Source organism: Psychrobacter aquimaris (assembly GCF_016107525.1).
Taxonomy (GTDB): domain Bacteria; phylum Pseudomonadota; class Gammaproteobacteria; order Pseudomonadales; family Moraxellaceae; genus Psychrobacter; species Psychrobacter aquimaris.
On sequence record NZ_JABASR010000002.1, the window covers coordinates 275,926 to 301,097 of the forward strand.

General features: G+C 40.6%; 21 protein-coding genes and 2 pseudogenes. 13 read left to right on the forward strand and 10 right to left on the reverse strand.

Features of this window, described 5'->3' with window-relative positions:
• Positions 1-151 precede the first annotated feature (151 nt).
• Together JFC10_RS03145 and JFC10_RS03150 are read right to left on the reverse strand one after the other, a co-directional pair.
• Positions 152-342 (reverse strand): annotated as a pseudogene (locus JFC10_RS03145) (transposase); the annotation flags it as partial.
• A 96-nt stretch (positions 343-438) separates the two neighbouring features.
• The gene (locus JFC10_RS03150) at positions 439-1,353 is read right to left on the reverse strand and encodes a lantibiotic ABC transporter permease (RefSeq protein ID WP_193013101.1); all 915 of its coding nucleotides are present in this window, start codon (positions 1,351-1,353) and stop codon (positions 439-441) included.
• A 792-nt stretch (positions 1,354-2,145) separates the two neighbouring features.
• On the opposite strand from JFC10_RS03150, the gene JFC10_RS03155 reads away from it, so the two are divergent.
• Complete coding sequence (locus JFC10_RS03155; protein ID WP_198331622.1) at positions 2,146-2,691, forward strand: ATP-binding cassette domain-containing protein; 546 nt, start codon at positions 2,146-2,148, stop codon at positions 2,689-2,691.
• A gap of 51 nt (positions 2,692-2,742) precedes the next feature.
• Positions 2,743-3,729: an ATP-binding cassette domain-containing protein gene (locus JFC10_RS03160; protein ID WP_198331623.1), complete on the forward strand. Its 987-nt coding sequence runs from the start codon at positions 2,743-2,745 to the stop codon at positions 3,727-3,729.
• Positions 3,730-3,840: 111 nt separating this feature from the next.
• On the opposite strand, the gene JFC10_RS03165 is transcribed toward JFC10_RS03160, so the two are convergent.
• From JFC10_RS03165 to JFC10_RS03175, 3 genes are all read right to left on the reverse strand, one after another.
• The gene (locus JFC10_RS03165; RefSeq protein WP_198331624.1) at positions 3,841-4,497 is read right to left on the reverse strand and encodes an NAD(P)-binding oxidoreductase; all 657 of its coding nucleotides are present in this window, start codon (positions 4,495-4,497) and stop codon (positions 3,841-3,843) included.
• A gap of 130 nt (positions 4,498-4,627) precedes the next feature.
• Complete coding sequence (locus tag JFC10_RS03170) at positions 4,628-5,014, reverse strand: nuclear transport factor 2 family protein (RefSeq protein ID WP_198331625.1); 387 nt, start codon at positions 5,012-5,014, stop codon at positions 4,628-4,630.
• A gap of 164 nt (positions 5,015-5,178) precedes the next feature.
• Entirely contained in the window at positions 5,179-6,282 is a 1,104-nt protein-coding gene (locus tag JFC10_RS03175; RefSeq protein ID WP_198331626.1) for an alkene reductase, read from the reverse strand.
• 120 nt (positions 6,283-6,402) lie between these two features.
• Between JFC10_RS03175 and JFC10_RS03180 the strand changes: the two genes are divergently transcribed.
• The 3 genes from JFC10_RS03180 to JFC10_RS03190 all read left to right on the forward strand — a co-directional run bounded on the left by JFC10_RS03180 (position 6,403) and on the right by JFC10_RS03190 (position 8,505).
• A complete protein-coding gene (locus JFC10_RS03180; RefSeq protein ID WP_198331627.1) occupies positions 6,403-7,026 on the forward strand; it encodes a TetR/AcrR family transcriptional regulator in 624 nt (207 codons plus the stop codon).
• Between the two features lie 20 nt (positions 7,027-7,046).
• Complete coding sequence (locus tag JFC10_RS03185; protein WP_198331628.1) at positions 7,047-7,910, forward strand: LysR family transcriptional regulator; 864 nt, start codon at positions 7,047-7,049, stop codon at positions 7,908-7,910.
• Between the two features lie 169 nt (positions 7,911-8,079).
• Positions 8,080-8,505, forward strand: coding sequence for a VOC family protein (locus tag JFC10_RS03190; RefSeq protein ID WP_198331629.1), 426 nt, complete (start codon positions 8,080-8,082; stop codon positions 8,503-8,505).
• Between the two features lie 1,100 nt (positions 8,506-9,605).
• Here JFC10_RS03190 and JFC10_RS03195 read toward each other — a convergent pair.
• Positions 9,606-11,420, reverse strand: coding sequence for an NAD(P)/FAD-dependent oxidoreductase (locus JFC10_RS03195; RefSeq protein WP_198331630.1), 1,815 nt, complete (start codon positions 11,418-11,420; stop codon positions 9,606-9,608).
• A gap of 344 nt (positions 11,421-11,764) precedes the next feature.
• A complete protein-coding gene (locus JFC10_RS03200) occupies positions 11,765-12,874 on the reverse strand; it encodes a class II histone deacetylase (RefSeq protein ID WP_198331631.1) in 1,110 nt (369 codons plus the stop codon).
• 181 nt (positions 12,875-13,055) lie between these two features.
• On the opposite strand from JFC10_RS03200, the gene JFC10_RS03205 reads away from it, so the two are divergent.
• Complete coding sequence (locus JFC10_RS03205) at positions 13,056-13,808, forward strand: helix-turn-helix transcriptional regulator (protein WP_198331632.1); 753 nt, start codon at positions 13,056-13,058, stop codon at positions 13,806-13,808.
• A gap of 319 nt (positions 13,809-14,127) precedes the next feature.
• On the opposite strand, the pseudogene JFC10_RS14855 reads toward JFC10_RS03205, so the two are convergent.
• Positions 14,128-14,694 (reverse strand): annotated as a pseudogene (locus tag JFC10_RS14855) (IS3 family transposase); the annotation flags it as partial.
• Positions 14,695-14,876: 182 nt separating this feature from the next.
• On the opposite strand from JFC10_RS14855, the gene JFC10_RS03215 reads away from it, so the two are divergent.
• From JFC10_RS03215 to JFC10_RS03235, 5 genes are all read left to right on the forward strand, one after another.
• Complete coding sequence (locus tag JFC10_RS03215) at positions 14,877-15,101, forward strand: hypothetical protein (RefSeq protein WP_198331634.1); 225 nt, start codon at positions 14,877-14,879, stop codon at positions 15,099-15,101.
• Between the two features lie 476 nt (positions 15,102-15,577).
• Positions 15,578-16,087, forward strand: a complete 510-nt coding sequence (locus tag JFC10_RS03220) for a spore coat protein U domain-containing protein (protein WP_198331635.1) — start codon at positions 15,578-15,580, stop codon at positions 16,085-16,087.
• A gap of 5 nt (positions 16,088-16,092) precedes the next feature.
• A complete protein-coding gene (locus JFC10_RS03225) occupies positions 16,093-16,860 on the forward strand; it encodes a fimbrial biogenesis chaperone (protein WP_198331636.1) in 768 nt (255 codons plus the stop codon).
• Positions 16,861-16,879: 19 nt separating this feature from the next.
• Complete coding sequence (locus tag JFC10_RS03230; RefSeq protein WP_227685976.1) at positions 16,880-19,303, forward strand: fimbria/pilus outer membrane usher protein; 2,424 nt, start codon at positions 16,880-16,882, stop codon at positions 19,301-19,303.
• Positions 19,303-20,346, forward strand: coding sequence for a Csu type fimbrial protein (locus tag JFC10_RS03235; RefSeq protein ID WP_198331638.1), 1,044 nt, complete (start codon positions 19,303-19,305; stop codon positions 20,344-20,346). Before JFC10_RS03230 ends, JFC10_RS03235 begins: the two co-directional genes overlap by 1 nt.
• A gap of 190 nt (positions 20,347-20,536) precedes the next feature.
• Here JFC10_RS03235 and JFC10_RS03240 read toward each other — a convergent pair whose 3' ends face one another.
• Complete coding sequence (locus JFC10_RS03240; RefSeq protein WP_198331639.1) at positions 20,537-21,445, reverse strand: LysR family transcriptional regulator; 909 nt, start codon at positions 21,443-21,445, stop codon at positions 20,537-20,539.
• Between the two features lie 201 nt (positions 21,446-21,646).
• Between JFC10_RS03240 and JFC10_RS03245 the strand changes: the two genes are divergently transcribed.
• Both JFC10_RS03245 and JFC10_RS03250 read left to right on the forward strand, forming a co-directional pair.
• Positions 21,647-22,324 (forward strand): glutathione S-transferase family protein, encoded by a 678-nt coding sequence (locus JFC10_RS03245; RefSeq protein ID WP_198331640.1) that lies wholly within the window; start codon positions 21,647-21,649, stop codon positions 22,322-22,324.
• 77 nt (positions 22,325-22,401) lie between these two features.
• On the forward strand, positions 22,402-23,529 hold the full coding sequence (locus JFC10_RS03250) for a zinc-binding dehydrogenase (protein WP_198331641.1): 1,128 nt from the start codon (positions 22,402-22,404) through the stop codon (positions 23,527-23,529).
• Between the two features lie 107 nt (positions 23,530-23,636).
• Here the strand turns inward: JFC10_RS03250 and JFC10_RS03255 are convergent, their stop codons facing one another.
• A complete protein-coding gene (locus JFC10_RS03255; protein ID WP_198331642.1) occupies positions 23,637-24,698 on the reverse strand; it encodes a hypothetical protein in 1,062 nt (353 codons plus the stop codon).
• Between the last annotated feature and the right edge of the window lie 474 nt (positions 24,699-25,172).

The window sequence follows — 25,172 nt, forward strand, 5'->3', positions numbered from 1 at the left end:
TATAAATATTATTAGTCTACTCTCCAAAGCTATTGGTTTGTTTTCGCATAATGTATATTATGTTAAATAAAGTCTATGTGGTATTAACTTCATAATAAAGGCTGAGATCCTTGTATATCAAGTACGTAAGAACGGAATACACTATCGCTTATATTAGTTCAGGATCATACTGCTCAGTCCTTGCAAGCTTGCAAGCTTGCATTGATTAGCTTTGTTATGCTAGTTAGATAAGGTGATGCCAAGCTGCTTTGCAGTGGCTAAAATATTGCCGTTATTATCTGCTAGCTTCTTGACGGCTTCGGCTTTAAATTGGGCGCTATAAGTTCTTACTTTCTTGGTCATGGTAAACTTCGGTTAATACGCTTAGTTTACCAAGTTTAGTTGTACGGTTTCTTCAGCATAGCTCAGAAACCTGATTTTAAATCCATAGATCGAGTTTTATGTTGTATGGCGTTTTGCCATATATTTACCCAGTAAGGGCAAGCAAAATGCTGGTAATTGAAAAGCACCCAGTAACGGTAGAAATACCGCACCCATAAAGGGCACAGTTATGGTGTAAGCAAGTAATACATTGCGCCCACCACACACCAGCGCCGCGACAATAGCGTTCTCATAGCCAAAACGCCGATAGATGATATAAGCGGTAAAATAAAACACCAAGGCCAATACAGAGCTTAGCACTAGTAATAATAACGCTTGCCACGGATTATGGTCAAAGGTAGTACGAAACCCTGCCATCAGTCCCAGTGGAAACAACATCAGTAGTAAAATATTAAACTGTCCAATTTTGGGATAATAACGTGTCAAAATAGCAGGTGAAACGAACCGACGTACCCCCACAGCCAGCACCATTGGCATAACAATGTAAACCAACAAGCGTTTGATATAAAGACCAACGTCTAAATGCGCGTTTCCATCGCCTAATAGCCACAGTACGCCTAATAATGTACATGGCATAACGAGCGTAGCAGCTATAGTTTTTGCCGTCGCCAGTTGTGCATCAAACCCCACCGCATTGACCAACGCACCACTACCAAACAATGGAGCGGTGGCACCAAGACCTGCAATAGCCAGTAGCCAATCGCCACGTACACCGAGTGCATAGGCAATTAATATTAAAACCAGACTCATACCCCCGCTTTGTAGCAAGGCAAAAACCCACACATAGCTTGTCGCTATACGCTTTAACAGCGCATACTGATCGATGCCCAGTAAAGTAAAAAACATCAAGAAGAACAGTATTTGGGGTAAATATACCAATACCGCATTGGATAAGTTTGGAAAAACAAAACCCACAATGGCGCAAACTGGCATAATTAATGTGCTATGACGCGCAATAAAACGAAGAAACATGACCTTTCCTAATAAAAAACATTCATAAAAAAGCGGGTATTACCTCCCTCCCCCCCCTTTTTTTACCATCCGTTATGCAAATAATCCCCACATGATACTCTTTTAGTATTTTAATTATCTAATCATTCCACTGTTACGGTTTACTGCGTTTTTAAGGCTGTACCGTTTTTTCACTAAAAAGATGCCGCATATTTTATGGTTTATACTGGGGTTTGCAGTAATATTTTTATGCTCTCTAGGTTTGCGACATTATCAATATCATATTGGGCAGATAAATACCATAAAAAGTCTTTCTTTGATGCGTCTGCTGAACCACGCTGGGATTGTTTGAGGTTCAACAATCTTAGAGAGTATGGAAATTCCTAGGTGTCTCATCCATCTACCACATCGATGCCTATATAACGCACCGACCCAATTTAATGAGTTGATAATTGCTAAACTGATTAAATAAGTTTGGTTCCCTAGTGAGGACTTGAACACTCGGCTGTAGGTTAATGATGACAATGGTTTGAGATATTTAGATAATTAAAGTGTACTTCGGTGTGTACATGCAGTGGGATTTTCGACGGTATTTCAAGTTACTTTTTATTTATCATAACGTCTGTTAAGCGAGGCTTATTTGTTTGTCAGATCATTGTATCCCATCAATAGCTTGTAGCGCTCAGCTGTTAGGCTTTAACGCTAATGTGGTGCTCTTGGACAGTAGTTAGTTGTTAAAAAGCATGTTAGGCATTGATTATGCTAGGTATATTGTCAGTCATAAATCCCATAATTCTAAGAAATAGAGTAAACATGCAAAATTTGATTGAAGCAAAACAGATAAGCTTAACTTTCCCTGATTCGCCTTTACACTTATTTTCAGGAATTGATCTATTCTTGACTGATGAATTACAAGCACTGATTGGTAGGAATGGGGTAGGAAAATCCTATTTAGCAGCAATACTAGCAGATAAATTAAAATCTAGTGAAGGAAGCGTACATCGCTTTTGCAATATAGGTTATTTGGCTCAAGGTGAGACAGTATTAGCAGGAACAGCAGGTGATATTTTAGGTACAAGTCAGATACAGAAAATCAGCATCCGAGTCCTAGATGGCGAAGGTACACCTGAAGACTTTAACTTTATGGATGATAAATGGAATTGGGAGGTTGAAACAGAAGCGCTTTTAGCAGAAGGGGAGCTAACACTAGATATACTTGATCGTTCATTTAAGACGCTAAGCGGTGGCGAACAGACGCGCTTAAAGCTACTGGCACTCAAAAAGCAAGGTTGTGACTTTTTAATACTCGATGAGCCAAGCAATCATTTAGATCGTGATGGGCGTATGTGGCTTGCATAATGGATAAAAAACTTTAGCGGTGGGGTTTTACTGGTAACGCATGACACCATCTTGCTAAAGCAAGTACAGATCGTTTATGAGCTAACTCCTACAGGGCTATCAGTTAGTCATGGCGGTTGGAATGATTGGCTACAAAGTCAGGAGCAATTACTTTTGGGCGCTCAAAGAGATGCAGCTCAAACGAAAAAAGAATTACAGCAAGCTAAACGTGATCAGCAAATGGCTCAAGAAAAGACAGAACAGCGCCAAAGTCGTGGCAAAAATCAGCGCAAAGATAGTAACCAAAGCAAAATTATTTTAGACCGTGAATTAGGACGTTCTGAAGCTACACAATCACGCAAAGCCAAGCTTCATGATGATCGAACACAAAATGCAGCTGATCAAGCAGCCAGTGCTAAGGCTCAGCTAGAAATCATAGAGCCGCTAGCAAGTGTCACCGCGCCACCTGAAGCTGCGAGCAATCCTCTTTTGCATTTATCTAACATCGTTCTACCGTTTGGTGCGACAGCGCCTATTAGCCTAATTGTGAATAAAGGTGAACGTATTGCTATCACTGGTAAAAACGGCAGCGGAAAATCTACACTACTAAAAGTAATATCAGGTCAGCTTGAGGCAGAGCAAGGTGAAATAGCAGTGACTGGGTCCTATCGTTTAATGGATCAGCATTTCTCTTTTCTTGATAAGGAGTTATCAGCACTAGATAATTTTCGTCAGCAATCATCTGGCTGGACAGAAGACTTATATCGAACCCGATTAGCACAGCTTAGAATCAAGGGTGACGCTGCAATAAAACCAGTTCATACCCTAAGTGGTGGTGAGCAACTCAAAGTCGCTTTGGCGTGCTTATTTTGTGGTGCTACTGCGCCAGCATTATTACTATTAGATGAGCCAGACAATCACTTAGACATAGAATCAAAAAATTTGCTTCAGCAAGCATTACACGATTACACAGGTGCTCTCATTTTAGTTTCTCATGACGAAAAGTTTATAGAAGCCATTGGTAATACGGATTACATAAGACTAGAGAGTACAGTTTAGGAGGGTATATCACTAGGGAACCATCAAAACAGACCTCTCAATCAACTAATAGACCACTTCAAGTGGTCTATTATTAGTCTACAAGCTAAAAATGCTGACCAATCCATCAAGCTATTTAGCAAATTTTGCGACCGCTTCAGCAACCGGCTGCTCGCCTTGAGTTAGCTCAATAATGACTCTATTGACGGCTGGATGCTCGATAATTTCGAGTAATGTAGAAGCCACATCTTCGCGTGCTACCTCTCCATAAGGAATCGCTAAACCGGTATGTACGTGTTGAGTGCCTGCATCATCAAGCAGCAGACCTGGGCGCACGATAACCCAGTCAAGATCAGTAGCGCTTAGATGTACATCGGCTTGTTTTTTGACAGCCATATAATTTTCAAAGGTCTCAGACACTTCTTTACCTCTAGCGGCTTCAGGAAATGCTGACACCAATAAAAAACGCTGAATACCTGCTTGCTGTGCGGCCGCTACGGCCAACTCCAGACCTTTACCATCGATAGCATCGGTCATCTCTTTGCCACCTTTACCGCCAGCACCCGCTGAAAATACGACGGTGTCACACTCACCCATCAGTTCAGCTAACGCTTGGGTATCAAGTTTCAGCAAATCACCTAACACAGACCTTGCGCCCAGATTTTTTAGCGCCTCAGCTTGATCAGGGTTACGGTACATTGACCACGCTTCGTGACCACGAGAGACCAGTTGTTTGGCTAAATGGCGGCCTACCTTGCCTGATCCACCAACAATAAATACTTTAGACATAAGGTTTTCCTTATCATTCTATAAATAATTTTTAAGTCACTAGCAAAGTACTAATGCTCATATGATCTGTGTTTGTAACATAGCTCTTTAGCCAGTGATAACCGTCTGAACTAATGGCTCAAAGCTATTATTAAGGCGCAACATGGGTGTGATAGATTTTGTTAATCACGGTCCAATTACTATCTACTTTCAATAAATTAAAGAAGTCAGTGAAGCAAAAACCTGAGATATCATTGGTATCAATACGAGCTGAAGCGGCATTACCGACGATGTCTAAGCTAACAATAGCGCTTTTGGCTTCAGGAGAAGAGTAAAAAATATCGCTATCGATAGTATCAAAGAGGTTTTGGATGGGGCCGCCATCAAGATTACCGTTTGCATCTAACCCAAAAATAGTAGCTTGATTAGCAAAAGCAGGTTGCATAATACTGCTGTCTGCTTGCTTACCTCCATTATTGTATAAATCTAATACTGCAACGATAGCGTTATATTCTTCTACGTAAGTAGGTTTACTCATGGTGTTCTCCTTGGTTTGATTAAAGCACCTAAGCCTAGCTTCAGACTGACTTTTATGTAGCGTTATTATATTGAGCAATAGGCTCGTTTCTACTCGTTTTCACTTATCTAAAGTACTGATAAGGTTATAGTGCTTCGTAAATAAAATATTTTAATAGTTGCTGCTTAATAATCACCATTTGGCCAGTCGGTATAACCTTCAGCACCGCCACCATAATAAGACTCCTGTGGTGCAATCGTCAGCTCAACGCCATGTTGAAATCTGGCCACTAAATCAGGGTTAGAGATAAACAATCGGCCAAAAGCAACGGCGTCAATTTTGCCCTCATCGCGTCTTTGTAGCGCTAAATCTAAGTCATAATTGTTATTGCCAATATAAGGTCCAGAAAACAGCGCTCGCAAAACATCTAAATCAATATCATCAGGAACGGTACGTGAGCCCCCTGTCGCACCTTCCACAAAGTGTAAATATGCCAAATTAAATTGGTTAAGTGCTTTAATAAGATAGCCGTAAGTGGCCATGACATTGCTGTCTAGCGGAGTATTACCCGCATCTGGTGATGCCGGTGATAAACGAATACCAACTCGATCAGCACCCCAGATATCTACAATAGCTTTAGTCACCTCTAGCGTTAAGCGCGTACGGTTTTCTATTGAGCCGCCATACTGATCGCTACGCTGATTGGTTGAATCTCGTAAAAACTGATCCAACAGATAGCTGTTGGCAGAATGCACTTCGACCCCATCAAAACCTGCTCGCTTAGCATTACGGGCAGCAATCTTATATTGCTCGATAATGCCTGGTATCTCATCCGTTGATAAAGCACGCGGCGTAGAGACATCCACAAACCCTTTTTCGGTATAGGTCTTGCCTTCCGCTTTAATCGCAGAGGGCGCCACTGGCAATTCGCCATTGGGTTGTAGTTCAACGCTCGAAAAACGGCCCACATGCCAAAGCTGGCTAACAATTTTGCCGCCAGCGGCGTGAACAGCGTCGGTCACCTGTTTCCAACCAGCGACCTGCTCGTCGCTCCATATACCAGGTGTCATGGCATAGCCACGGCCTTGCGGTGATATATTGGTCGCTTCAGCAACGATAAGTCCTGCGCTCGCACGCTGTGCATAATAAAGTGCGTGCATGGCATTAGGTACACCATCTTCAGCATAGCGACTACGCGTGACCGGTGCCATAAAAACGCGATTGCTCATTTGTAGAGCGCCCATTTGCACGGGATTAAAAAGATCGCTATCAGTGATAATATTTGTCATAGTACTGCTCAACTTGATTCAATGAGTTTTAATTATGTAGTGATCACTACAATTAAGGTATATTGTATAGTAACCACTACATATATTGTCAACTCTTTTTTTAGCAATAGGTAAAGAATGATGTCTGAGAAGATAGAAAAGTCTGTCAAAGCAGGCCGCGGTCGTCCGCGTAAGTTTGATAGGGAACTGGCGTTAACTCGTGCCCTAGATGTATTTTGGCTACAAGGTTATGAGCCTGCGTCTATTAATGATTTATGTACGGCTATGGAAATCAATCCTCCCAGTCTTTATGCAGCATTTGGCAACAAGGCGCAGTTATTTTTGGAGTCCATGCGCTATTATGAAGCCAAATACTGGGATCATATTTGGGAAGAGATGGTACAAGAACCCGACTTAACCAAAGCTATTAATGATTTCTTTTTACAGGCTTCTAAGATATTGACGACACCTGAAGTGCCCTGTGGTTGTATGGTCGTGTTGGCAGCAATCAATGTATCTGCTGACTCACAAGAGGTGCTTAATGAAGTCAAAAAATTGCGTCAAGAAGGGCGTGATTGCTTTTTAGCGCGATTAGAACAAGGCTTGCAATCAGGGCAGCTGCCTGCAGGGACTGATGTGAATATATTGGCGTATACGTTTAATACGTTATTGGAAGGCATGTCTATTCAAGCTCGTGATGGTTTGAGCCAAAAAGCTTTAGAGGGAATAGGCCGAGCGGCAGTAGCTATTTTGCCTAGATGCTAATAACTACTGTGGTGACATGAATGATAAAAGAACTTAAAACTTTCGTAGCGGTTTGTGAATTAGACAGTTTCACCGCTGCTGCTCGTCAAATAAACCTGACCCAGTCTGCGGTTAGTGCGCAAATTAGAGCATTGGAGGATGCTTTAGGGCAGCCGTTATTTACCCGCTCCGCTCGAGCTATTACGCTCAATCCACAGGGCAGCCGTATTTTACCTATAGCCAAAGAAATTCTAGCTCTCTATGCGACGATGCAACTCCCTTCAGACACCGACATTGCTAGCTACTATGGTCAGCTAAAGATTGGTGCGATAAGCTCCGTACAAGTCGGTATGCTACCGCAAGCTCTAAAGGCTATTAACGTATTAGCGCCGTTAATGCAGACAGAAATTATTCCTGGCCGCTCCATAGAGTTGATCGAAAAACTAGAAACAGCTGTTATCGATGCCGCTGTAATCGTACATCCGCCTTTCGTTTTAACAAAAGATATTGTCATTCAATCTATTATGACCGAGCCTTATGTCGTTATTAGTCCAAAGCAGTGGACTTTTTGCAGTCTGCGGCAAATGCTTGAGCAGCATCCTTTTATTCATTATAGTCTTAAGTCATCAGCCGGTGTACAATTAAGCAAATACCTTAAACAACAAGACATTAAGGTAAATACTATCATGGAGCTTGATGACCTTGATGCCATCGTTATGATGGTTGAGTCTGGTTTAGGAGTAGCGTTGATTCCTTATGCTGGACTATGGATTAGAAGCCCAGTATCGATACAAATTCATCATCTAGACGATAATGATTTGGTTAGAGAGATTGTACTTGCCTATCGTTATACCGATCGTCAGCAGCCAAAAATAAATGCCTTAAAACAGGTGTTAGCACTTTGATTTGAAATCCGTTTTTTTTGCCTTTTATCTTAATAGATAAACCTTATTTTTATGGTAACTTATTAAGTATAAGAAATATTTGAGCTGAGAATGAAATATTTACGTTTTTCTTACTCAGTATCCTCGGTTACGATGATTTTACTTTATTTAATAACCTTCAGAGGATCTTATGAGCTTATCACCTTTTCATCTCGCCATTCCTGTCTACGACATAAATACTGCTCGTACTTTTTATAGAGACGTGCTGAATTTGGAAGAAGGCCGCTCTAGTGAGCAATGGGTTGATTTCAATTTTTATGGCCATCAGGTGGTCATCCATGAACATCCTAAAACTCAGTCACAAGAGCACGCACACACCAATGTGGTAGATGGTCATGATGTACCCGCGCCTCATTTCGGAGTAGTATTGCCTTGGCAGCAGTGGGAAGCGTTAGCCAATAGACTAAAAGATTTGAGTACTAAGTTTGTTATAGATCCTTATATTCGTTTTAAAGGAGAAACGGGTGAGCAAGCGACCATGTTCTTTTTAGACCCTTGTGGGAATGCGCTGGAGTTTAAGGCTTTTAAAAATATAGACCAGCTATTTGCGAAGTAATATCTAGATCTAAACTTACCGACAAAAAGCTAACCTTAAGCCCAAATACCACTTTATCTTTATGTCTAAAAAACCCTCAAGTCTTCATCTGATGTATGCTGAAGAAACCGTATAACTAAACTTGGGAGGAGTCAGACAGCTCGATCACGATGATCTATACTATTAACTTTATAGTCATTGTGTCCATATCTAACACTAGCAGTTCGTTGCCTGTATAGTGCACCGATCATGTTCTCACAACAGAGTTTATGACGTTGGATGTCACAAATCAGTTTTCACTGGTTCCATTTAGGTATACCCTAAGGGAACCAGTAATTTCTCCCTTCAAACCTATTAATAGACTACTTAAAACAGACCGCCATAAGGGAACTAATCAAAATAGACTGAATTCATTCGAACATAAAATACTAAATTAACTGTCCATATTGTATTCAAAAATATCTGAGCTAGATATCAGCTTATCAGACTTATTATCTATGCCGATAAATGAGAAATATAAAGTAAAGAGCCTCTTAGAACTAAAAGTATCAGCAGGTTTGATTGCAACTTGGCGATATGCACAGTTATTTGTCCAAAACTTACATAATGGATATCATCGCCTATTCGCTAAGTTATGAAATACTAAGTTTAGGTTTATGAAGTGGAGTGATCAAAATCGTGGATTAATGCCAAAAAACTGCGATTTTCGAATAGTTCATGAATCGAATTTTTTTAATTTCTAAAAAAATAGATATTATATTTAACAAGGGTTTATGTTTACATTTTTTATATGAATAAAGCTTTAGATAAACATAAATCCAATGAAGTCTATGTAGTATTAAGTTCATGGGATTATGTTTATATCATAAATAACTAGTCAGTTTAGTTAATAGCCGCTCAAATGTAATGTACATTTCATGTCCAAGTAATCATTACAATCTTCACTATGGTAAACATTAACTGAATCTGTTTGCTATACATATAATTAGTATGGCTTATATCAGAATAAGCCATACTAATTGATGACACGGCCTAATACAAAAATGGCCATACTGAGCAAAACCAGTATGGCCATCAAATTTATAATTTTTTATAAGCTACTCACAGCAGTAATATTAAACTTATTCTAAGTGATGAACTTCTTGCAAACCATAAACTGGGGTCTCTATACCCTCCATTCTGGCTTTAAGCTGCAGCGACAAGTATTGAGAATAATGTCGAGACTGATGTAAGTTACCACCATGGAACCATAATGCCTGTTGTTGCGTTGGTTTCCACATATTTCTTAATTCACCTTCCCAAGGGCCTGGGTCTTTAGCTGTATCTGAGCCCATGCCCCAACACTTACCGACTTTATCGGCCACTTCTTGTGAAATTATTTTGGCTGCCCAACCATTCATGGAGCCATATCCAGTGGCATATACAATTAGATCAGCTTCTAGTTCTGTGCCATCAGTTAGTACCACTGAATGAGATTTAATATGATCAATACCTACTTTGGGTTTAAGCTTTATCTTACCTTCTGCGACAAGTTCAGAAGCACCTACATCGATATAGTAACCAGAGCCTCGGCGTAAGTATTTCATAAAAAGACCAGTATGATCTTCCCCAAAGTCGAGCATGAAGCCTGCATCGGTTAGTCTTTTATAAAAATCAGCATCTAAATCGGCGACTTTACGATAAACAGGCTCATGAAATTGCGGCATAATTTTAAAAGGAATAGAACCAAAAGTCAGATCTGCTTTATAGGTGGTTATTCCGTTTTCAACGGCTTCTTCTGAGTACAAACCCCCTAACACTTCATCCATCAACGTATTTGATTTAATAATATGAGTCGATGATCTTTGTATCATAGTGACATCTGCACCGTTTTCCCAAAGGGCGGCACAAATATCATGCGCCGAGTTATTGGCACCTAACACAACACATTTTTTATCTCGATAAGCTTCACCGCCTGGGTGTTGGCTAGAGTGCTGTTGCTCTCCAGCAAAATCTTCCATACCAGGAATTTCAGGGACGTTTGGTAATCCTGACATACCAGTAGCTAAAACTAACTGTTTAGGATGTAAGACTAAACGTTCACCTGCTCTATTAACCTCTACATTCCACTGCTGTAATTCTTCATCGAAAGCAGCACTGATACACTCAGTTGACCCCCAGTAGTTTAACTCCATAATCTTAGTGTACATTTCTAGCCAATCACCAACCTTGTCTTTTGGCGTGAATACTGGCCAGTTTTCAGGAAAAGGAATATATGGCATGTGGTCGTACCATACAGGATCATGTAAACATAACGATTTATAACGGTTACGCCACGTATCACCAGGCCTCGGTTGTTTATCAATGATAATTGTAGGAACCTCAAGTTGTCGTAAGCGCGCTCCTAGACCTATACCACCCTGTCCGCCACCAATAACCAAGCAATAAGGTTGATCGCTGTAGCCAAGATTTTTTTCTTCAAGCTCACGTTTTTCCTGCCATGTTAAACGATCAGGATTAACACCATGCTCAGCACCTTTTGAGCGTAATTTCTTACGCTTTTCTGGGAAATCTTTAAGCTCAGTCATAGTGGTTAATAACGTCCAAGCTTTACCATCACGCAAGCGCAAGTGGCCGTATCCTCTAGCTACTTTAGTGTTGAAGCTAATCCAAGCCTCTACTACACCATCACTTTCTACTGCTTCTCCATCAAGCTGCCATTCATACGGCTCAGTAGTTTCCAAGGTATGTGAAAGCATATCTTTAATGTCATCTTGCCCCTCTAACGTTTTTATATTCCAAGTAAATGAGACTAAATCACGCCAGTAACCTTCTGTTTCAAAACACTCAACTGCTTTGTCTATATTTTTCGTCTTCAAAGCTTGATCAAAATCTTGCAGCCAATTAGTGACTTGTTGGCTTGCGGACAACTCATTGTCTAATTTTTGAGTAGTCATAAAATCCCTCTCCTTGGTTGTTTTTGTTTGACTATATTGCTGAATTCCATTTGCAGCATTAAAATATCGCTAAGCACCAAATAAGTTGCTTTCCGAAGTGAATTAGAAAGCATCATCTATTTATATAAATAAATATTTTAAAAAAATAAAATTAATATATTAAAGGAAAATTATAGTTTTTACAGTTAATAACTCGATAATCATACTAACTATAAGGCCTCTAATAAATAAAATAAATCGAATACTTACCAATTTTTACAACGACTTCTTCATTATAGAGCAATCTATATACGCACTAATAACATATATATTTTAGGACCAAGTGAACATAAGAAGATATTGCATTATCCAAATTTCCAGTATTTTGATTGCTCTTTAATTACTGCTTGAACTGCATCTTCTTCATGAGGAAATAACGTCTCAACTGGACAACCGAAGCCTTCCATGAATGGATCTTCTACATCTGTTTTTATTCCGCTTATTGCTTCTACAATAGCCAATGAGCAGAAAGGAACGTATGCAGCGCTGTATCCTCCTTCATGACACAATACTAGACGGCCATCACAATGTTTTTCAGCAAGATTTTTCATAAAATTTGCAAAGCGTCCGAAACCGTCTGCTGTCACCATCATTCGCGCTAATGGATCGAAGAAGTTTGGATCTTGTCCTGCGGATATTATGATAAGCTCAGGTTTAAACTGATCAACAATTGGACCAACAATCTTCTCAAATGCATTCATATATCCAGCGTTCCCAGTACCAGCTGGCAATGGGATATTGACATTATAGCCTTCACCTTTGCCTTCACCGGTATGCTCAACATAACCGCGCTCGGCAGGGAATAAGCGATCTTGATGTAGTGAGATGAATAATGTGCTGTCATCCTCGTAAAATGCCTGTTCTGTACCATTACCATGGTGGACATCCCAATCAAGTACAAGAATACGCTCTAAATTATATTTTCGTTTAGCATGCTTTGCTGCGATTGCTACATTATTAAATAAGCAAAATCCCATGCCTTCTTGTGCTTCAGCATGATGGCCTGGTGGTCTTGTTAATGCGTAAACGTTTTGCACATTTCCATCCATGACAAAATCCACAGCAGTCATTGCTCCACCTGCAGATAGGAGAGCAATTTCATAAGAGCCTCTACCCACAATAGCAATTTGTCCTGCATCACCACCGTTTGCGTCACTCAATTCTTTCACTTTATCAATATAGCTTGGCAGGTGAAATAGTTCAATATCTTCTCTTGTAGCGCGTTCCGGAGCTATCGACTCCAACTGAGGAGTCAAACCACAAATATCCATCAAGTTTTTAAAACGTCTTTTCGTTTCAGGATCTTCTCCGTATACGTGACTTTGTACGTAACCACCTGACGCTAAATGCAATGCACCTGAGCCGTTATCGTGCCAGAAATAGCTTTCATCGTAAATAAAACCTGTTGTCTTCATTTGACTTCCTTGTCTTAAGCTCTGTAGCATGAATGTTGAAACCTATCATTCCAAATTATCAAGCTACTGTATATTACCTAAAAGGATAATTTTAAAAGATAGTTTTTTAGCTCTTTTGCACTGGAAGCATCGATATTAACGAGCAAACTTGTATCCTTAGAACAAGATGTGAGGATGAATTATGAATTTAAAGAAAGCAGATTATCGGAACATCATACATTTTATTAATGGCTCTCTCTCCGATCACAAGCAGATTCAACCGTTATTTTCTGAGTTTTTTCAATTCCATCATTCGTTACTTTGGCATGCAGACGAAAAGTGTGATATGCATAGCTTGAAGTTCTATAATTTCAGCGAACAACTGATTCTTGACTATAAAGAGACTCACAACATGAATGATGTGATGCATCCTAAAAAGCATTTGTCCAATTTAGGAGGTAGCAAAGAGTCTGTATATCTAATAGGAGAGATGGCAACGCCAAAACAGCTGTTAAGCTCCTCTTATCATAAGTTTATCGAGCGTCATGAAATAATTGATCAGATGGTTATGTATCTTTCTACTGCAACTGCTATTTATGCAGGAATAGGATTTGTCAGATTTAAAGGAGAAAGGGTTTTTACGAGAAATGATAAAGCAGTTCTACAGACACTATCTACACATATGCAGCACTTAGTTATAAATTCGATGCGCATCAAAGAAATTGCCACTGTTAATGTGCTAGTTAATTCGGACGCGGAACCTAAAACCATACTTTCTAACAGAGAGTTGGAAATTTATCGGTTGATTGTAAAAGGATACTCGAATATAGAAATTGCAAATCAGTTATTTATTACTGTTAATACTGTAAAGAAACATTTGAGAAATATGTATGAGAAAAAACAAGTTAATAATCGTACGGGTTTAATTTATAAATTAAATAATTCGGCGAGATAAGTAGTTATACTATTTTTGGGAAGATGCCAGGTGGCTTTTTTGTGCTCAAATCATTTGTCATAACGTCTGAAAAGCTATGATTTTTGAAAGGCTCATGAATCATTTATTTTACTCCTTACGATAGAGCATTTTTTTATAGCTAATGATCTCTAATAATTCGTGAACCTAGCTCTAGGTAGGTGCCCGTTAAACTAGAGCTGCCTGACATTAACTTCATAAGATTATAATTATATGGTCAATCCTTATTAAGCTTGGTTAATAATTGTCTAATTATAATGCGTATTACCTGTTCATAAAGTCATTAGTAGTCTCATCATCGCCTAACAACCAAATTCCTTATCATTCGACTGTTGGTAGCTTGGTAAACTAGCTCTTTGGTGTATAAGTTTTTAACCCCTGCTAAGTACAACCAGCTCTCATTTGTCCAGATATAGGTGATGTCGCTGACCCACGCTTCATTATTAAAGTTAGTAGTGATTTTAAAGCGCTTGTGACGACGGCAAGTAATACCGTACTGTATCTTTGATACTTCTGACCATGTATTGACTGATATGATGGCCTTGCTCTGCAAGATGAGCATGCAATCGCTCACAGCCATAGTGCTGTTTAGTTTCATCATGAGCCACGCGAACTAGCAGCTCACACTAATTGCGATGAATCTGCTGATCACTGATACCACGATTTATCCAGTTGTAATAGCTTGATAAATTAACATTTAATACGTAACACATGCAGTGATTCTAAATGTTTTCTGATTATCCTTGATAAAAACATGCTTCATCAACTGTATTTGGCGAATATTATATTGCTTAGTGCCGATAAGCTTGCCTAGCTGCCTTGCAGTCGCTGAAACATTGCCATTATTATCCGCTAACTTTCCTTGTATTTAAATAAAAAAGGGTTATAACGCTATATATTGCAATATAAAAATTGACTTACCCATCATACTTCTATTATATTGCCGACCTAAAATTAAACACTGACCATTCACCTTATTTCAATGTAGTAAGTATCATAGTTCTGTAATGCCTCTCCCTCCCCTTTAATCCTTCAAAAAAGAAGTAAGCAATGAGTAATGATAAGGAATTATCAGTTTATGAGCTTGGGGTAATCAAAAACTCTCTGAGAGAACGATTGATAACGATAGAAGAGGTTAGAGCCTATCGTGTACCCGAAGAATATGAAGAAAAACTAAACGAGCAAGTAGATGCTTTCAGGCTCGATTTGATCGCAATTAAAGATAAAATCGAAGTGATGATTTTAAATCAATTGGATGAAAAAGGAGTTTTCTAAATAGTAGTAAATACTCTGATTGTTCTAATGTTTGATAAAAATCAAATACCAGCTCTAAAACCACAATGAACCGTAGTTTTTTTCATTTCTTGAATTTAAATAATCAAATAAAACCTTTGATTACCACTTGTCGTATTGGTGTCCAAACTGGTTTTATATAAATAGTCCCATTATACCGGTCTATTTTGAGTGGTTTATTAGTCTATTATTGAGTCTAATTGGAAGTTCAGTGAGCATATGTACTCAAAATGTGTTACAATATACATACATATTTTGGTATATAGTTTCAGATTGTATATAGTTTGTTATAGGCTATGTATAAATTATTATCCTTAAGTGGATACACTATGCCAGTGAGTTCTAAGTTGCCAGAAGATGTGATTTTAGCTTTATAGCATGATGAAGTTCAGTGTTCATCTGCGTGTTGGACTTCACATGATCGAAACACTAATAAATCTAACCCTTGGAGCTTTACCATGCAATTTAAAAAATCTTTAATGACCGCTACATTAATTACTATTGGTGGATTCACTGCTCTGTCTGCGAATGCTGAGAGTCCTACCTCAAGTAGTTTTGGCGTTAGTATGGAAGTTGAATCAATATGTACTGTAGATGCAGCCCCTACAGATATTATACTTGCAGCGACTGAAGCAGGTACAGCGACTACAGATGTAACAGCAGAAACCGCGCTTATACTAAACTGCTCTAAAGGTTCTGTTGCTACTATCGGTTTGACACCTGCATCAACCACTAGCCTCGACGGTACTGGAAACTTAAAAAGTGAAGCAGGTGAATTGGTTGCATATAAATTGACTTCTGTTTCAGCTCTTGGTGACGCTTGGGGTACTACTACTCCAGTTAAGACCGCAGAATTCGAAAATTATGCTACCGCCATCTCTACTCCTATATTTCTCACAGTAACTGACGCAGCCGACGTTACCCCTGGTTCTTATACAGATACTATCAATATTTCTGTAGCCTATTAATTTCCATGTTAAGTCTCTGGTTACACCGTGTTGCGAGATCTACTGTTGTCTCTAGCTTATTATTTGGTAGTGGAGCAATGGCGAGTGGCCTACAGGTCTCTCCCACCTCCTTAAGCTTACAAGCTAGAGAAAACGCCAGTGGCCTGACCCTTAGTAACTCAAGTGACGAAGCGATAAGTGCGCAAGTGCGCATTTATCAGTGGTCACAGGATGAAACAGGCGATCAGCTCACGCCCTCACGAGGATTATTGGCCAGTCCGCCAATGATTAAGCTCAACCCTGGTGACAAACAACTGGTTCGAGTTATCCGTGCCAAGGCACCGCCACAAGGCGCTGGGGCAGTGGAAGATAGCTATCGAATTTTGGTTAATGAGTTACCTATTAAATCTGCTACTCAAAAGACAGGCTTGCAATTTGCGCTAAGCTACTCTTTACCTGTATTTGTGCAGCCAGTTGACATTGTCAAAACTGATTCACAATTGCAATGGCGTTATAGCTTGCAACCAGATGGCAAGCAAATAACATTACGAGTCAGCAATAGCGGAAATGGCCATGCCAAATTGATTGACCTGAGCATTATAGATGCTGCGGGCAATAGCGTTAATATACATCAAGGTTTACTGGGTTATGTTTTACCAGATACCACTATGAACTGGACACTGAAAATACCGCCATCCGCTCTAAAAAAGGGTGCGATAGCCGGTAAGTTCAAGGTAACGATCAATGGTAATCAGACGATGCAGGACGTTATACTGGACAATAGTATTCGCTGAAGCAGTTTTATTACAAAGTATGACTACCTCTCTCAGCCATGCTGTTGAACCAAATAAGCTTGCCTCCAAAGATATTTCCTCTACAATCATTGATAATATTAGGCAGGCTCAGCTCAGCTTAGACAGTTATAACACTGAAGATAATGAATCTGTTCTCGATCTGTATTTAGATGTCACTCTTAATCAAACCAGTTCTGGTTTGGTACATTTTATTTACCGTGAAGACCAACTTTGGGCCAACGCTAATGTGTTGCAACAGCTTGGCTTTATTGTACCGTCTGATAACATCGAACCTATACCGTTAAATAGCCTGCCTGACCTCAAGGTTGATTATGATGCACGGCGGCAAACGCTGAGCCTTATCGCACCGCTAAGTTTGCTCAATCTAGATACCACTGTACGTAACACACGCAGTAATCAGCGCCCACAACCCACTGCATCGCCAGGCATGTTATTGAATTATAATATCTATGGTAGCCAAACCCAAAATAATGCTAAAAACCTAAGTGCTTTTACAGAGCTGCGTGCGTTTAGTGCTCTTGGTGTACTAAGTTCTACGGCATTGACCACAGCTACTTACTCTACTGGCAATAGTAACAGTAATAATGACAAAGATTGGGATGGCCGCACTGTGCGTTTGGATACCAATTGGAGTAAATCATTCCCTGATAAGCTGCTTACGGTTCGTGCTGGTGACATCCTCACAGGCGCACTGTCATGGACACGCTCTACGCGCTTAGGTGGTCTACAGCTTGGTACTAATTTTGATTTACAGCCTTATATGACAACCACTCCATTGCCTTCATTTTTTGGTTCTGCCACTTTGCCCTCAGCAGTAGAGCTGTATGTGAATGGCCTTAAGCAATATAGCGGTGACGTACCCATTGGACCGTTTGAGTTACAGACGGCTCCTAGCTTTAGTGGCGCAGGCGATGCTCAGTTGGTAGTTACCGATGCATTAGGGCAAAGCACTACGCTTGAGTTCTCTTTATATGACGCCCATCGTTTGCTACAGCCTGGGCTTTCCGACTGGTCGGTAGAGCTGGGTGCCGTTCGCGAAAAATATGGTAGTAAGTCCTTTGATTACGGTAATAATATTGCTGCCAGCGGCACTTGGCGTTATGGGGTGAGTAAACGCTTTACTGCAGAAACCCATGCCGAAGTAACCAATGGTCTGAGTAATGCAGGAATCGGCGGTACTTGGTTATTAGGCCGCGCAGGCGGTGTTTTATTTGCCTCGTTAGCGGGCAGTGAGAGTCAAGGGCAAAATGGCGCCCAATACAGCACAAGCTACACATGGAATAACAGTCGCTTTAATATCGGCGCCAGTGCCACAGGCACGAAAGGGACTTACCGTGATGTAGGCAGTCAGTACGGATCTGTACCCGTTCGCCGCAGTGAGCAGATATCGTCAGGTTATAGTACTCAATCTTTAGGTAGTTTTGGCATGAGCTATAACCAAGTCTCACTTACTGATCAGGAAACTACACAGTTCGCCAGTGCATATTGGAGTAGGTCCTTTGGCCAACGTCTAAGCTTGAGCGCTAATCTTAATCAAGACCTCGATGACTCTGCTAATAGCAGTGCTTCTATAGGCGCTTCATTCTCTTTAGATCGTAATGTTTCAATGAATAGCAGTATTCAGCACACAGACGAGCGTGATGTATTTGTGGCTGATATTTCACATTCAGCACCAAATTCAGGCGGCATAAACTGGCGCGCGCAAGCAAGACACATTATAGACAATAGCTTAGATAGTAATTCCAGTAGAAGTGACAGTAACGATGGATTGGCAGAATTAAGTTACCTTGGTCGCTATGGCCGAGTACAAGCGGGTGTCAGCGTCAACGATGACAGTTACGCTACATATGCCAGTGGCACAGGCTCACTCGTCATGATGGGTGGAGGGTTATTTCCAACCCGCCAAATCAACAGTGGTTTTGCCGTAGTCTCTACTGACGGTATCGCTAATGTGCCCGTACTCCTACAAAACAGTCCAATCGGTACTACAAATAGCCGTGGCTTGTTACTGGTGTCGCCACTGAATGCTTACCAAAGCAATAAAATCGGTATTAATCCTATGGATTTGCCTGCTGACTTGCGGATTGACAAAGTGAATATTGAAGCCACACCAACTGACCGCGCTGGTACCTTGGTAAACTTTGCTATTACACCAGTACGCTCTGCTTCCATTATTCTTATAGATAGTAGTAATCAGCCTCTGCCATTAGGCAGTCAAGTACGACAGCTCACCAACATGGCTGTGCCACCGACTATCATTGGTTTTGATGGTGAGGTATATCTGGATACGCTGGATGAGCATAATGTGCTAGAGATAATTAATCCCTCTGGTGACATCTGCACTGTCAGTTTTGACTATTATAAGAAGGGTGATGAGATTCCATTACTCGGCCCCCTCAACTGCCAGAAGGTACAAAACTAATGCAACGATTGCAAATAAAGACGTTCCAATGGCGTTACAGTTTACTTTTTATGTTGATTGCATTGTGGTTAATGATGGGAACAGTGCAGGCAGCGCCAATCGTCACATGCTCAGCATCCATAAGCAATATCGAATTTGGTTCTATTGACCTCCTCACTAGTAATACTTTCACAACGACAGGTACAGTAAGTTACTCCTGCAAAAATACAGGAGATGCCCCACAGTCCCTGACACTCTGCTTAAACATTGGTAGTGCAGGAATCAATCCGAGGGCGATGCCACTGCTACCGAATATATCGCCAGGTGACTCTACAAATCTGCCTTTCCAGCTTTATAAAGATAGCGGATATAGTAATATTTGGGGGTCTATGGCAAACGGATCAACTCCAGTACCAGCTAGCATCAACGTTACAGTAGTAGGTGGTGCTACACAGGCAGATACGCTAACAATTTATGCGGCTATTCCTCCAAACCAGAGCGGAAAGAGCGCTGGATATTATAAACTCAACTTTAATATTAACGATACACTTGTGACGTCTGTAGCAGGTATAAATGGTAATTGCGCCTCATCATCAGGATCAGGTCCTGGAGTTACACCCAATCAACGTATGAATACATTCTATGTTCAAGCCAATGCTCCTACCAAATGCTTGATTAATTCCAAAAGTAATATAGATTTTGGTAATACGCCATCCAGTGCTAATAATATTGAGAGCAAAGGTACTAACCCTATTAATCTAACTTGTACAAATGGTACGGTATACAATATTGGCTTGGCGCCTTCCAATGGTAATAAAGATGGGGCGGGTGTTATGAAAGGAAGTGGTGGTAACTCAGATCTGGTTCGTTATCAACTGCGTTCTACCCCTGATCTTAGTGGAACGCCATGGGGAAACACTGCTACCTCTACAAACTTGGGAAATGGAGTAACGGGTACTGGAATTGGTACCGCTCAAAACAAAAGCGTCTACGCTACTGTTCCTAGCGCTGACTTCAAGCCTGATACCTACTCTGACATAGTTACTATTAGTGTGAATTACTAATGAAGTCTGTTGCTTTATTGGTGATCAAATTCTTATCTACGTAACATGTCACATGAAGAAGTGTACCGGAAATTGCTCATCTCTATTAATTCTTGAACCTAGCCCTACCTAGGTACGCATATATTAAATGAAGCTTATAGAAGCTTATAGAAGCTTATAAATGATTTTCGACTTTATTCGTCAGCGCTTATTAATGGCTAATCACTTTTATTCTCTCTACCAAAAAGTCTACGGCCGCTTTTATTTTGGGTACTGAATAACGCTGTTTTTGATATAACAGATACACCGCCATATCTGCGTGTTGCGTTATCGCTAATCTATGCTCAAACGTCAGCTCTTGCAACGCGCCTGACGCAAGATATCCTGCCAATGCCCACCGCGTGGACATCAATATACCTTCACCCGCGCAGGCTTTTTTTGCCAGCCACGACCCATTGTTTGAGATGGCGACCGCTGAGCCTGAGACATCCTGCCATTGACCATCGATATGACACAGCCAAGGCGTGATTCCTGTTGGTGTCTTAAAATATAGCCCCATGTGCTCTCTTAACTCTGACACATGGTTCGGTGTGCCATGGGTTGCCAGATAGCTCGGTGACGCGACAGGGATAAAGCCATTATCCATCAGCCGTATGGCAAGCACACGCTCATTTGGCGCATAGCCACCGCGAATGGCAATATCGACATCATCGCGGCCAAGGGTGGATAGCTCATCACTTAAACTGACATCTAGAACAATTTGGGGATACAACGCACTAAATTCGTCCAATAAAGGCAGCAATATCTTCTCACCAAAACCCACCATCGAGCTGATGCGTAGTCGCCCCATAGGCGTTGTTTGGTAGCTACGTACCGTCTCTTCGCTTTGCTCAAGCTGATTCAATATGTGTTGCACATCGTTGTAGTAGACCTGCCCTACTTCTGTCAGTTTGACGATTCGAGTCGAACGTTTTAACAATGTCGCGCCCAAACTCTTTTCTAAATCAGAAACTCGTCTTGATAATGAGGATGGTGGCACACCAAATACCTTCGCCGCTTTGCTAAAACTACCTGTCTCGACCACTTTACTAAAATATCGTATCGCCCGTAGCTGATCCAAAACCTATCTCCATTCACTAAATAGTCAATTTTCCAACATATCTGTATCAATTGCTAAGTATTTTGACTTTATTATTGTCTTAAAAGCAATATTGATTCGCGATTTACCCTATATATCACCTTATTAAAAACAGTAATAATATGTTTAGCTTAAGCATGACAACTAAAAATAATACTCACATCCATAATGGAACAATAACTTATGATTACTTTGCATGGTTTTCCCGCAAGCAACTATTACAACATCATCAAACATGCGCTGTTATACAAAGAAATACCCTTTAAAGAACATCTTATCTTCACTGACAACGACAAGTTACTGACTGTCAGTCCTGTGGGTAAAGTGCCCGCTATCACAACAGATGAAGGCGTGACGCTTTCAGAGTCGAGTGTCATTTGCGACTTTATCGAAGAGACCTACCCTGACACACCGTTATATCCTGAGTCAGCAACTGAGCGTGCGATCGTTCGTCAAATTATGAAAATAGCAGAGCTATATTTTGAATTGCCAAGCCGCCGCCTCATTCCTTATGTGTTTTCAGGCACCGAAGCTCCTGACGCTGTCAAACAAGAAGTACGTCAAGTGCTCGCCCGCGGGATTCCTGCCTTAAACCAGTTGTGCCAGTTTTCACCTTGGATTGCTGGTAAAGAGCTCACGATGGCTGACATCTATATGCACTATGTAAACGTCGTCGTCAAAGCCTGCGCCTCAACCCAGCTTGACTGGGACGTGCTGGCAGAGATACCCGGTATGAAAGAATGGAACGAGACCATGAGTCAATCTGACATTGCACAAAAAATAGAGGCCGATCGCGTCGCCAATCTGCCTGAATTTATGACACACATAAAAGCTTACATACAGGCAGCCCAGTCTAAATAATGGCTTTTAGAATAAAATAACACCCATACGATAACAATAGTGAGTGATGCCAAACATCATTCATAGGAGAAAAAATCATGACCGATAAAAACAAACAACTGGTTTCGACCATCAGTGATGACAACAAATTAACCTTGTCTTTAAAAGACATCGAGATACCGCAGCCCGGTGCTGACGAAGTTGTCGTTCGCATGGAAGCCATGCCATTGAACCCGTCTGACTTTGGCGTAATGTTCAGTGCTGCTGACATGTCAACCGCCGTACAGTCAGGCACAGATGATAGCCCAATCATTACTGCTGATGTGCCTGCGAAAGTCATGCCAGCGCTCAAAACGCGAGTAAATAAAGACACGCCTGTCGGTAATGAAGGCGCTGGTACAGTCATCGCCGCAGGCTCATCAGAAGCCGCGCAAGCACTCATGGGCAAAATGGTTGCTGTGATTGGTGGCGGCACGTATCGTCAGTATCACTGTGTCAATGTGAGAAGCTGTATAGAGATGCAAGACGGCACGACAGCCACCGAGGCGGCGTCATCTTTTGTGAACCCACTCACCTCACTTGCGATGGTCGAAACCATGCGCGCTGAAGGTCACAAAGCCATCATTCATGCCGCAGCAGCGTCCAGCCTTGGGCAAATGCTCAACCGCATCTGTATGGCCGATGGGATTGATTTAATCAATATCGTGCGTAAAGAAGAGCAAGAAAAGCTATTGCGTGACATGGGCGCAAAATATGTGGTCAACTCAAGCAGTGATACGTTTATTGCTGACTTAACTGCAGCGATTGTCGAAACAGGTGCTACCATTTCATTTGATCCCATCGGCGGCGGTCAATTAACCAGCGATATCCTAAACTGCATGGAAGCGGCTATCACCCGTGATGTAGAAGAGTACAGCGTCTATGGCTCAGACACGTTCAAACAAGCCTATATTTATGGTGCCTTAGACCGTGGCCCTATCACCATCAATCGTAACTTTGGCTTTGCTTGGGGTGTGAATGGCTTCTTGCTGTTCAATGCACTTGGCAAGCTGGGTGCTGAAACGGTTCAGTCAATGCGTAAGCGTGTTGCAGAGGAAATCACCACCACATTTGCCAGTCACTATACGCACGAAGTTACGCTAGAAGAAGCCTTGCAATTAGCGTCTATAAAAGCTTATGGCAAACAAGCGACTGGTGAAAAGTACTTAATCACGCCTCAGGGCTAATAGTTATTTAAAGAGTAACTTGTAAACAAAAAAAGCAGATATCGATGATGTCTGCTTTTTTTGCTTAATTGTCATGGCAAGTGATGGGACTTACCTGATAGCTGGAGTTATACTAATCCTAGCATTCTAGGCAAACGGAAATAAGACTGGTTACCTAAAAGCCATTTTGAATCAACTGTTCGACCTACAAGGTTTTCAATAAACTTGGACTCAGTCTTTGCGTTCAGTAAAGATAGACCTCGCTTTATTTCAACACCTTCAATATAGATATACATATTTTCATAAAGATAGTCACACCCCATCAAACACAGTGGCATTACAATATATGGATCTAATCGTTCTGCATCATTACAATCTGACCGAGGCTTTTTATGGGCAGTAACTAAGGTTTTTACGCTAAACTGTTGTCCGCAAATAGCGCAGTTTTCATGCGTTTTATCTTTAAATAGCCACTCTTGTAGTATGCGTTGTTCTTTTCTTACTATCTGCTCTTTTGTCTCATCCGTTCCAGTATCAAGAATAGCTCTTAGTCTACGAAGATAGAATTCATACGTATCTATATATGAAATATCATTCTGTTCTGGAGTCATATGGCCAACTAGGGTGTATACATAATGTTTCCGACCTTTAGTCTTATCTACATATATTAATGGTGAACAGTTTATTGCTTTTATTATATGTGGCCTTCCATAACCTTTTTGATTTAAGTGTTTATCAAGATCAGAAAATGATGCGTTTTGACTATAGTTAAAAAAAGATATTAAATCTTCCTCTATTTTATTAAGCTTTGTAGTTTCTCCTATGAACTTTAGCCCATCATTAGTGTTAATCATATAGACAGAACTTCTTAAGTAGTCATGAATAATTTTTATAGGGGGGTAAGCATACTTGTAGCTCCTTCCTTCTAATGCATTTCTATATGCTGCTGCCAATCTAGTAGAGTTACAATATTCAATAACACTAAAAACCTTCTCGCTATAGTTGATAATGGTATTATCTCTGTTCTCAAAAATATACCAGTAATCATCGCCAATCAAGCGAACCCAAGACGTAGGCGCGCTTTCAATTAGCAATGAAATGAGTGAGTAATATTGACCAAGTTCTTTCTTTAAATAATTTAAGTTCGCAATACCACATCGACCCGGTAGATCTTGTGCTTTTTTAAGCATCTTTCCGATACTCTTGACATTAGAGCTTCTAATCAAGAATATATTTTTGCTAGTTACAATAGAATTTCTTGTTGCTAGCTTTAGTGCTGGAGTGTAAAATTCGAAACCACAATCAAGCTTTATATCAGTAATTAGATTAAATATTCCCTTTAAATGACTTTCCGTCTCGATTAGCCCAGAGTTATAAACTTCCTCTTCAAGCTCGGAAAGCAGCCAAAATTCTCTAGACTGTAATAATTTAACAAAGTTGTTTAGAGAAGGAATAGATTGTTTGCTGACATTTTCTCTGAACTTGGAATTAAGTAACTGTCTAATTCTTTCTCTAGTACCAATACTAAATCGACTTGCTGTTTCCTCTAATGTAGGCCAAGGCGATTCATTTAAGCCATAGTAAAACTTTATAATTTCAATATCCCTAGTGAACCGCCCCGACTATATCGGAGGCTGATCTACTTGAGTCAGGCAGCAATGCCT

Excerpts from the sequence above, each read along its gene's own strand:
- JFC10_RS03195 (WP_198331630.1), bottom strand. The coding sequence starts at position 11,420 with ATGACTACTCAAAAATTAGACAATGAGTTGTCCGCAAGCCAACAAGTC.
- JFC10_RS03215 (WP_198331634.1), top strand. The coding sequence starts at position 14,877 with ATGAGTAATGATAAGGAATTATCAGTTTATGAGCTTGGGGTAATCAAA.
- JFC10_RS03205 (WP_198331632.1), top strand. The coding sequence starts at position 13,056 with ATGAATTTAAAGAAAGCAGATTATCGGAACATCATACATTTTATTAAT.
- JFC10_RS03175 (WP_198331626.1), bottom strand. The coding sequence starts at position 6,282 with ATGACAAATATTATCACTGATAGCGATCTTTTTAATCCCGTGCAAATG.
- JFC10_RS03230 (WP_227685976.1), top strand. The coding sequence starts at position 16,880 with ATGACTACCTCTCTCAGCCATGCTGTTGAACCAAATAAGCTTGCCTCC.
- JFC10_RS03225 (WP_198331636.1), top strand. The coding sequence starts at position 16,093 with ATGTTAAGTCTCTGGTTACACCGTGTTGCGAGATCTACTGTTGTCTCT.
- JFC10_RS03170 (WP_198331625.1), bottom strand. The coding sequence starts at position 5,014 with ATGAGTAAACCTACTTACGTAGAAGAATATAACGCTATCGTTGCAGTA.
- JFC10_RS03165 (WP_198331624.1), bottom strand. The coding sequence starts at position 4,497 with ATGTCTAAAGTATTTATTGTTGGTGGATCAGGCAAGGTAGGCCGCCAT.
- JFC10_RS03150 (WP_193013101.1), bottom strand. The coding sequence starts at position 1,353 with ATGTTTCTTCGTTTTATTGCGCGTCATAGCACATTAATTATGCCAGTT.
- JFC10_RS03180 (WP_198331627.1), top strand. The coding sequence starts at position 6,403 with ATGTCTGAGAAGATAGAAAAGTCTGTCAAAGCAGGCCGCGGTCGTCCG.
- JFC10_RS03235 (WP_198331638.1), top strand. The coding sequence starts at position 19,303 with ATGCAACGATTGCAAATAAAGACGTTCCAATGGCGTTACAGTTTACTT.
- JFC10_RS03255 (WP_198331642.1), bottom strand. The coding sequence starts at position 24,698 with ATGCTTAAAAAAGCACAAGATCTACCGGGTCGATGTGGTATTGCGAAC.
- JFC10_RS03200 (WP_198331631.1), bottom strand. The coding sequence starts at position 12,874 with ATGAAGACAACAGGTTTTATTTACGATGAAAGCTATTTCTGGCACGAT.
- JFC10_RS03220 (WP_198331635.1), top strand. The coding sequence starts at position 15,578 with ATGCAATTTAAAAAATCTTTAATGACCGCTACATTAATTACTATTGGT.
- JFC10_RS03250 (WP_198331641.1), top strand. The coding sequence starts at position 22,402 with ATGACCGATAAAAACAAACAACTGGTTTCGACCATCAGTGATGACAAC.
- JFC10_RS03155 (WP_198331622.1), top strand. The coding sequence starts at position 2,146 with ATGCAAAATTTGATTGAAGCAAAACAGATAAGCTTAACTTTCCCTGAT.
- JFC10_RS03185 (WP_198331628.1), top strand. The coding sequence starts at position 7,047 with ATGATAAAAGAACTTAAAACTTTCGTAGCGGTTTGTGAATTAGACAGT.
- JFC10_RS03245 (WP_198331640.1), top strand. The coding sequence starts at position 21,647 with ATGATTACTTTGCATGGTTTTCCCGCAAGCAACTATTACAACATCATC.
- JFC10_RS03190 (WP_198331629.1), top strand. The coding sequence starts at position 8,080 with ATGAGCTTATCACCTTTTCATCTCGCCATTCCTGTCTACGACATAAAT.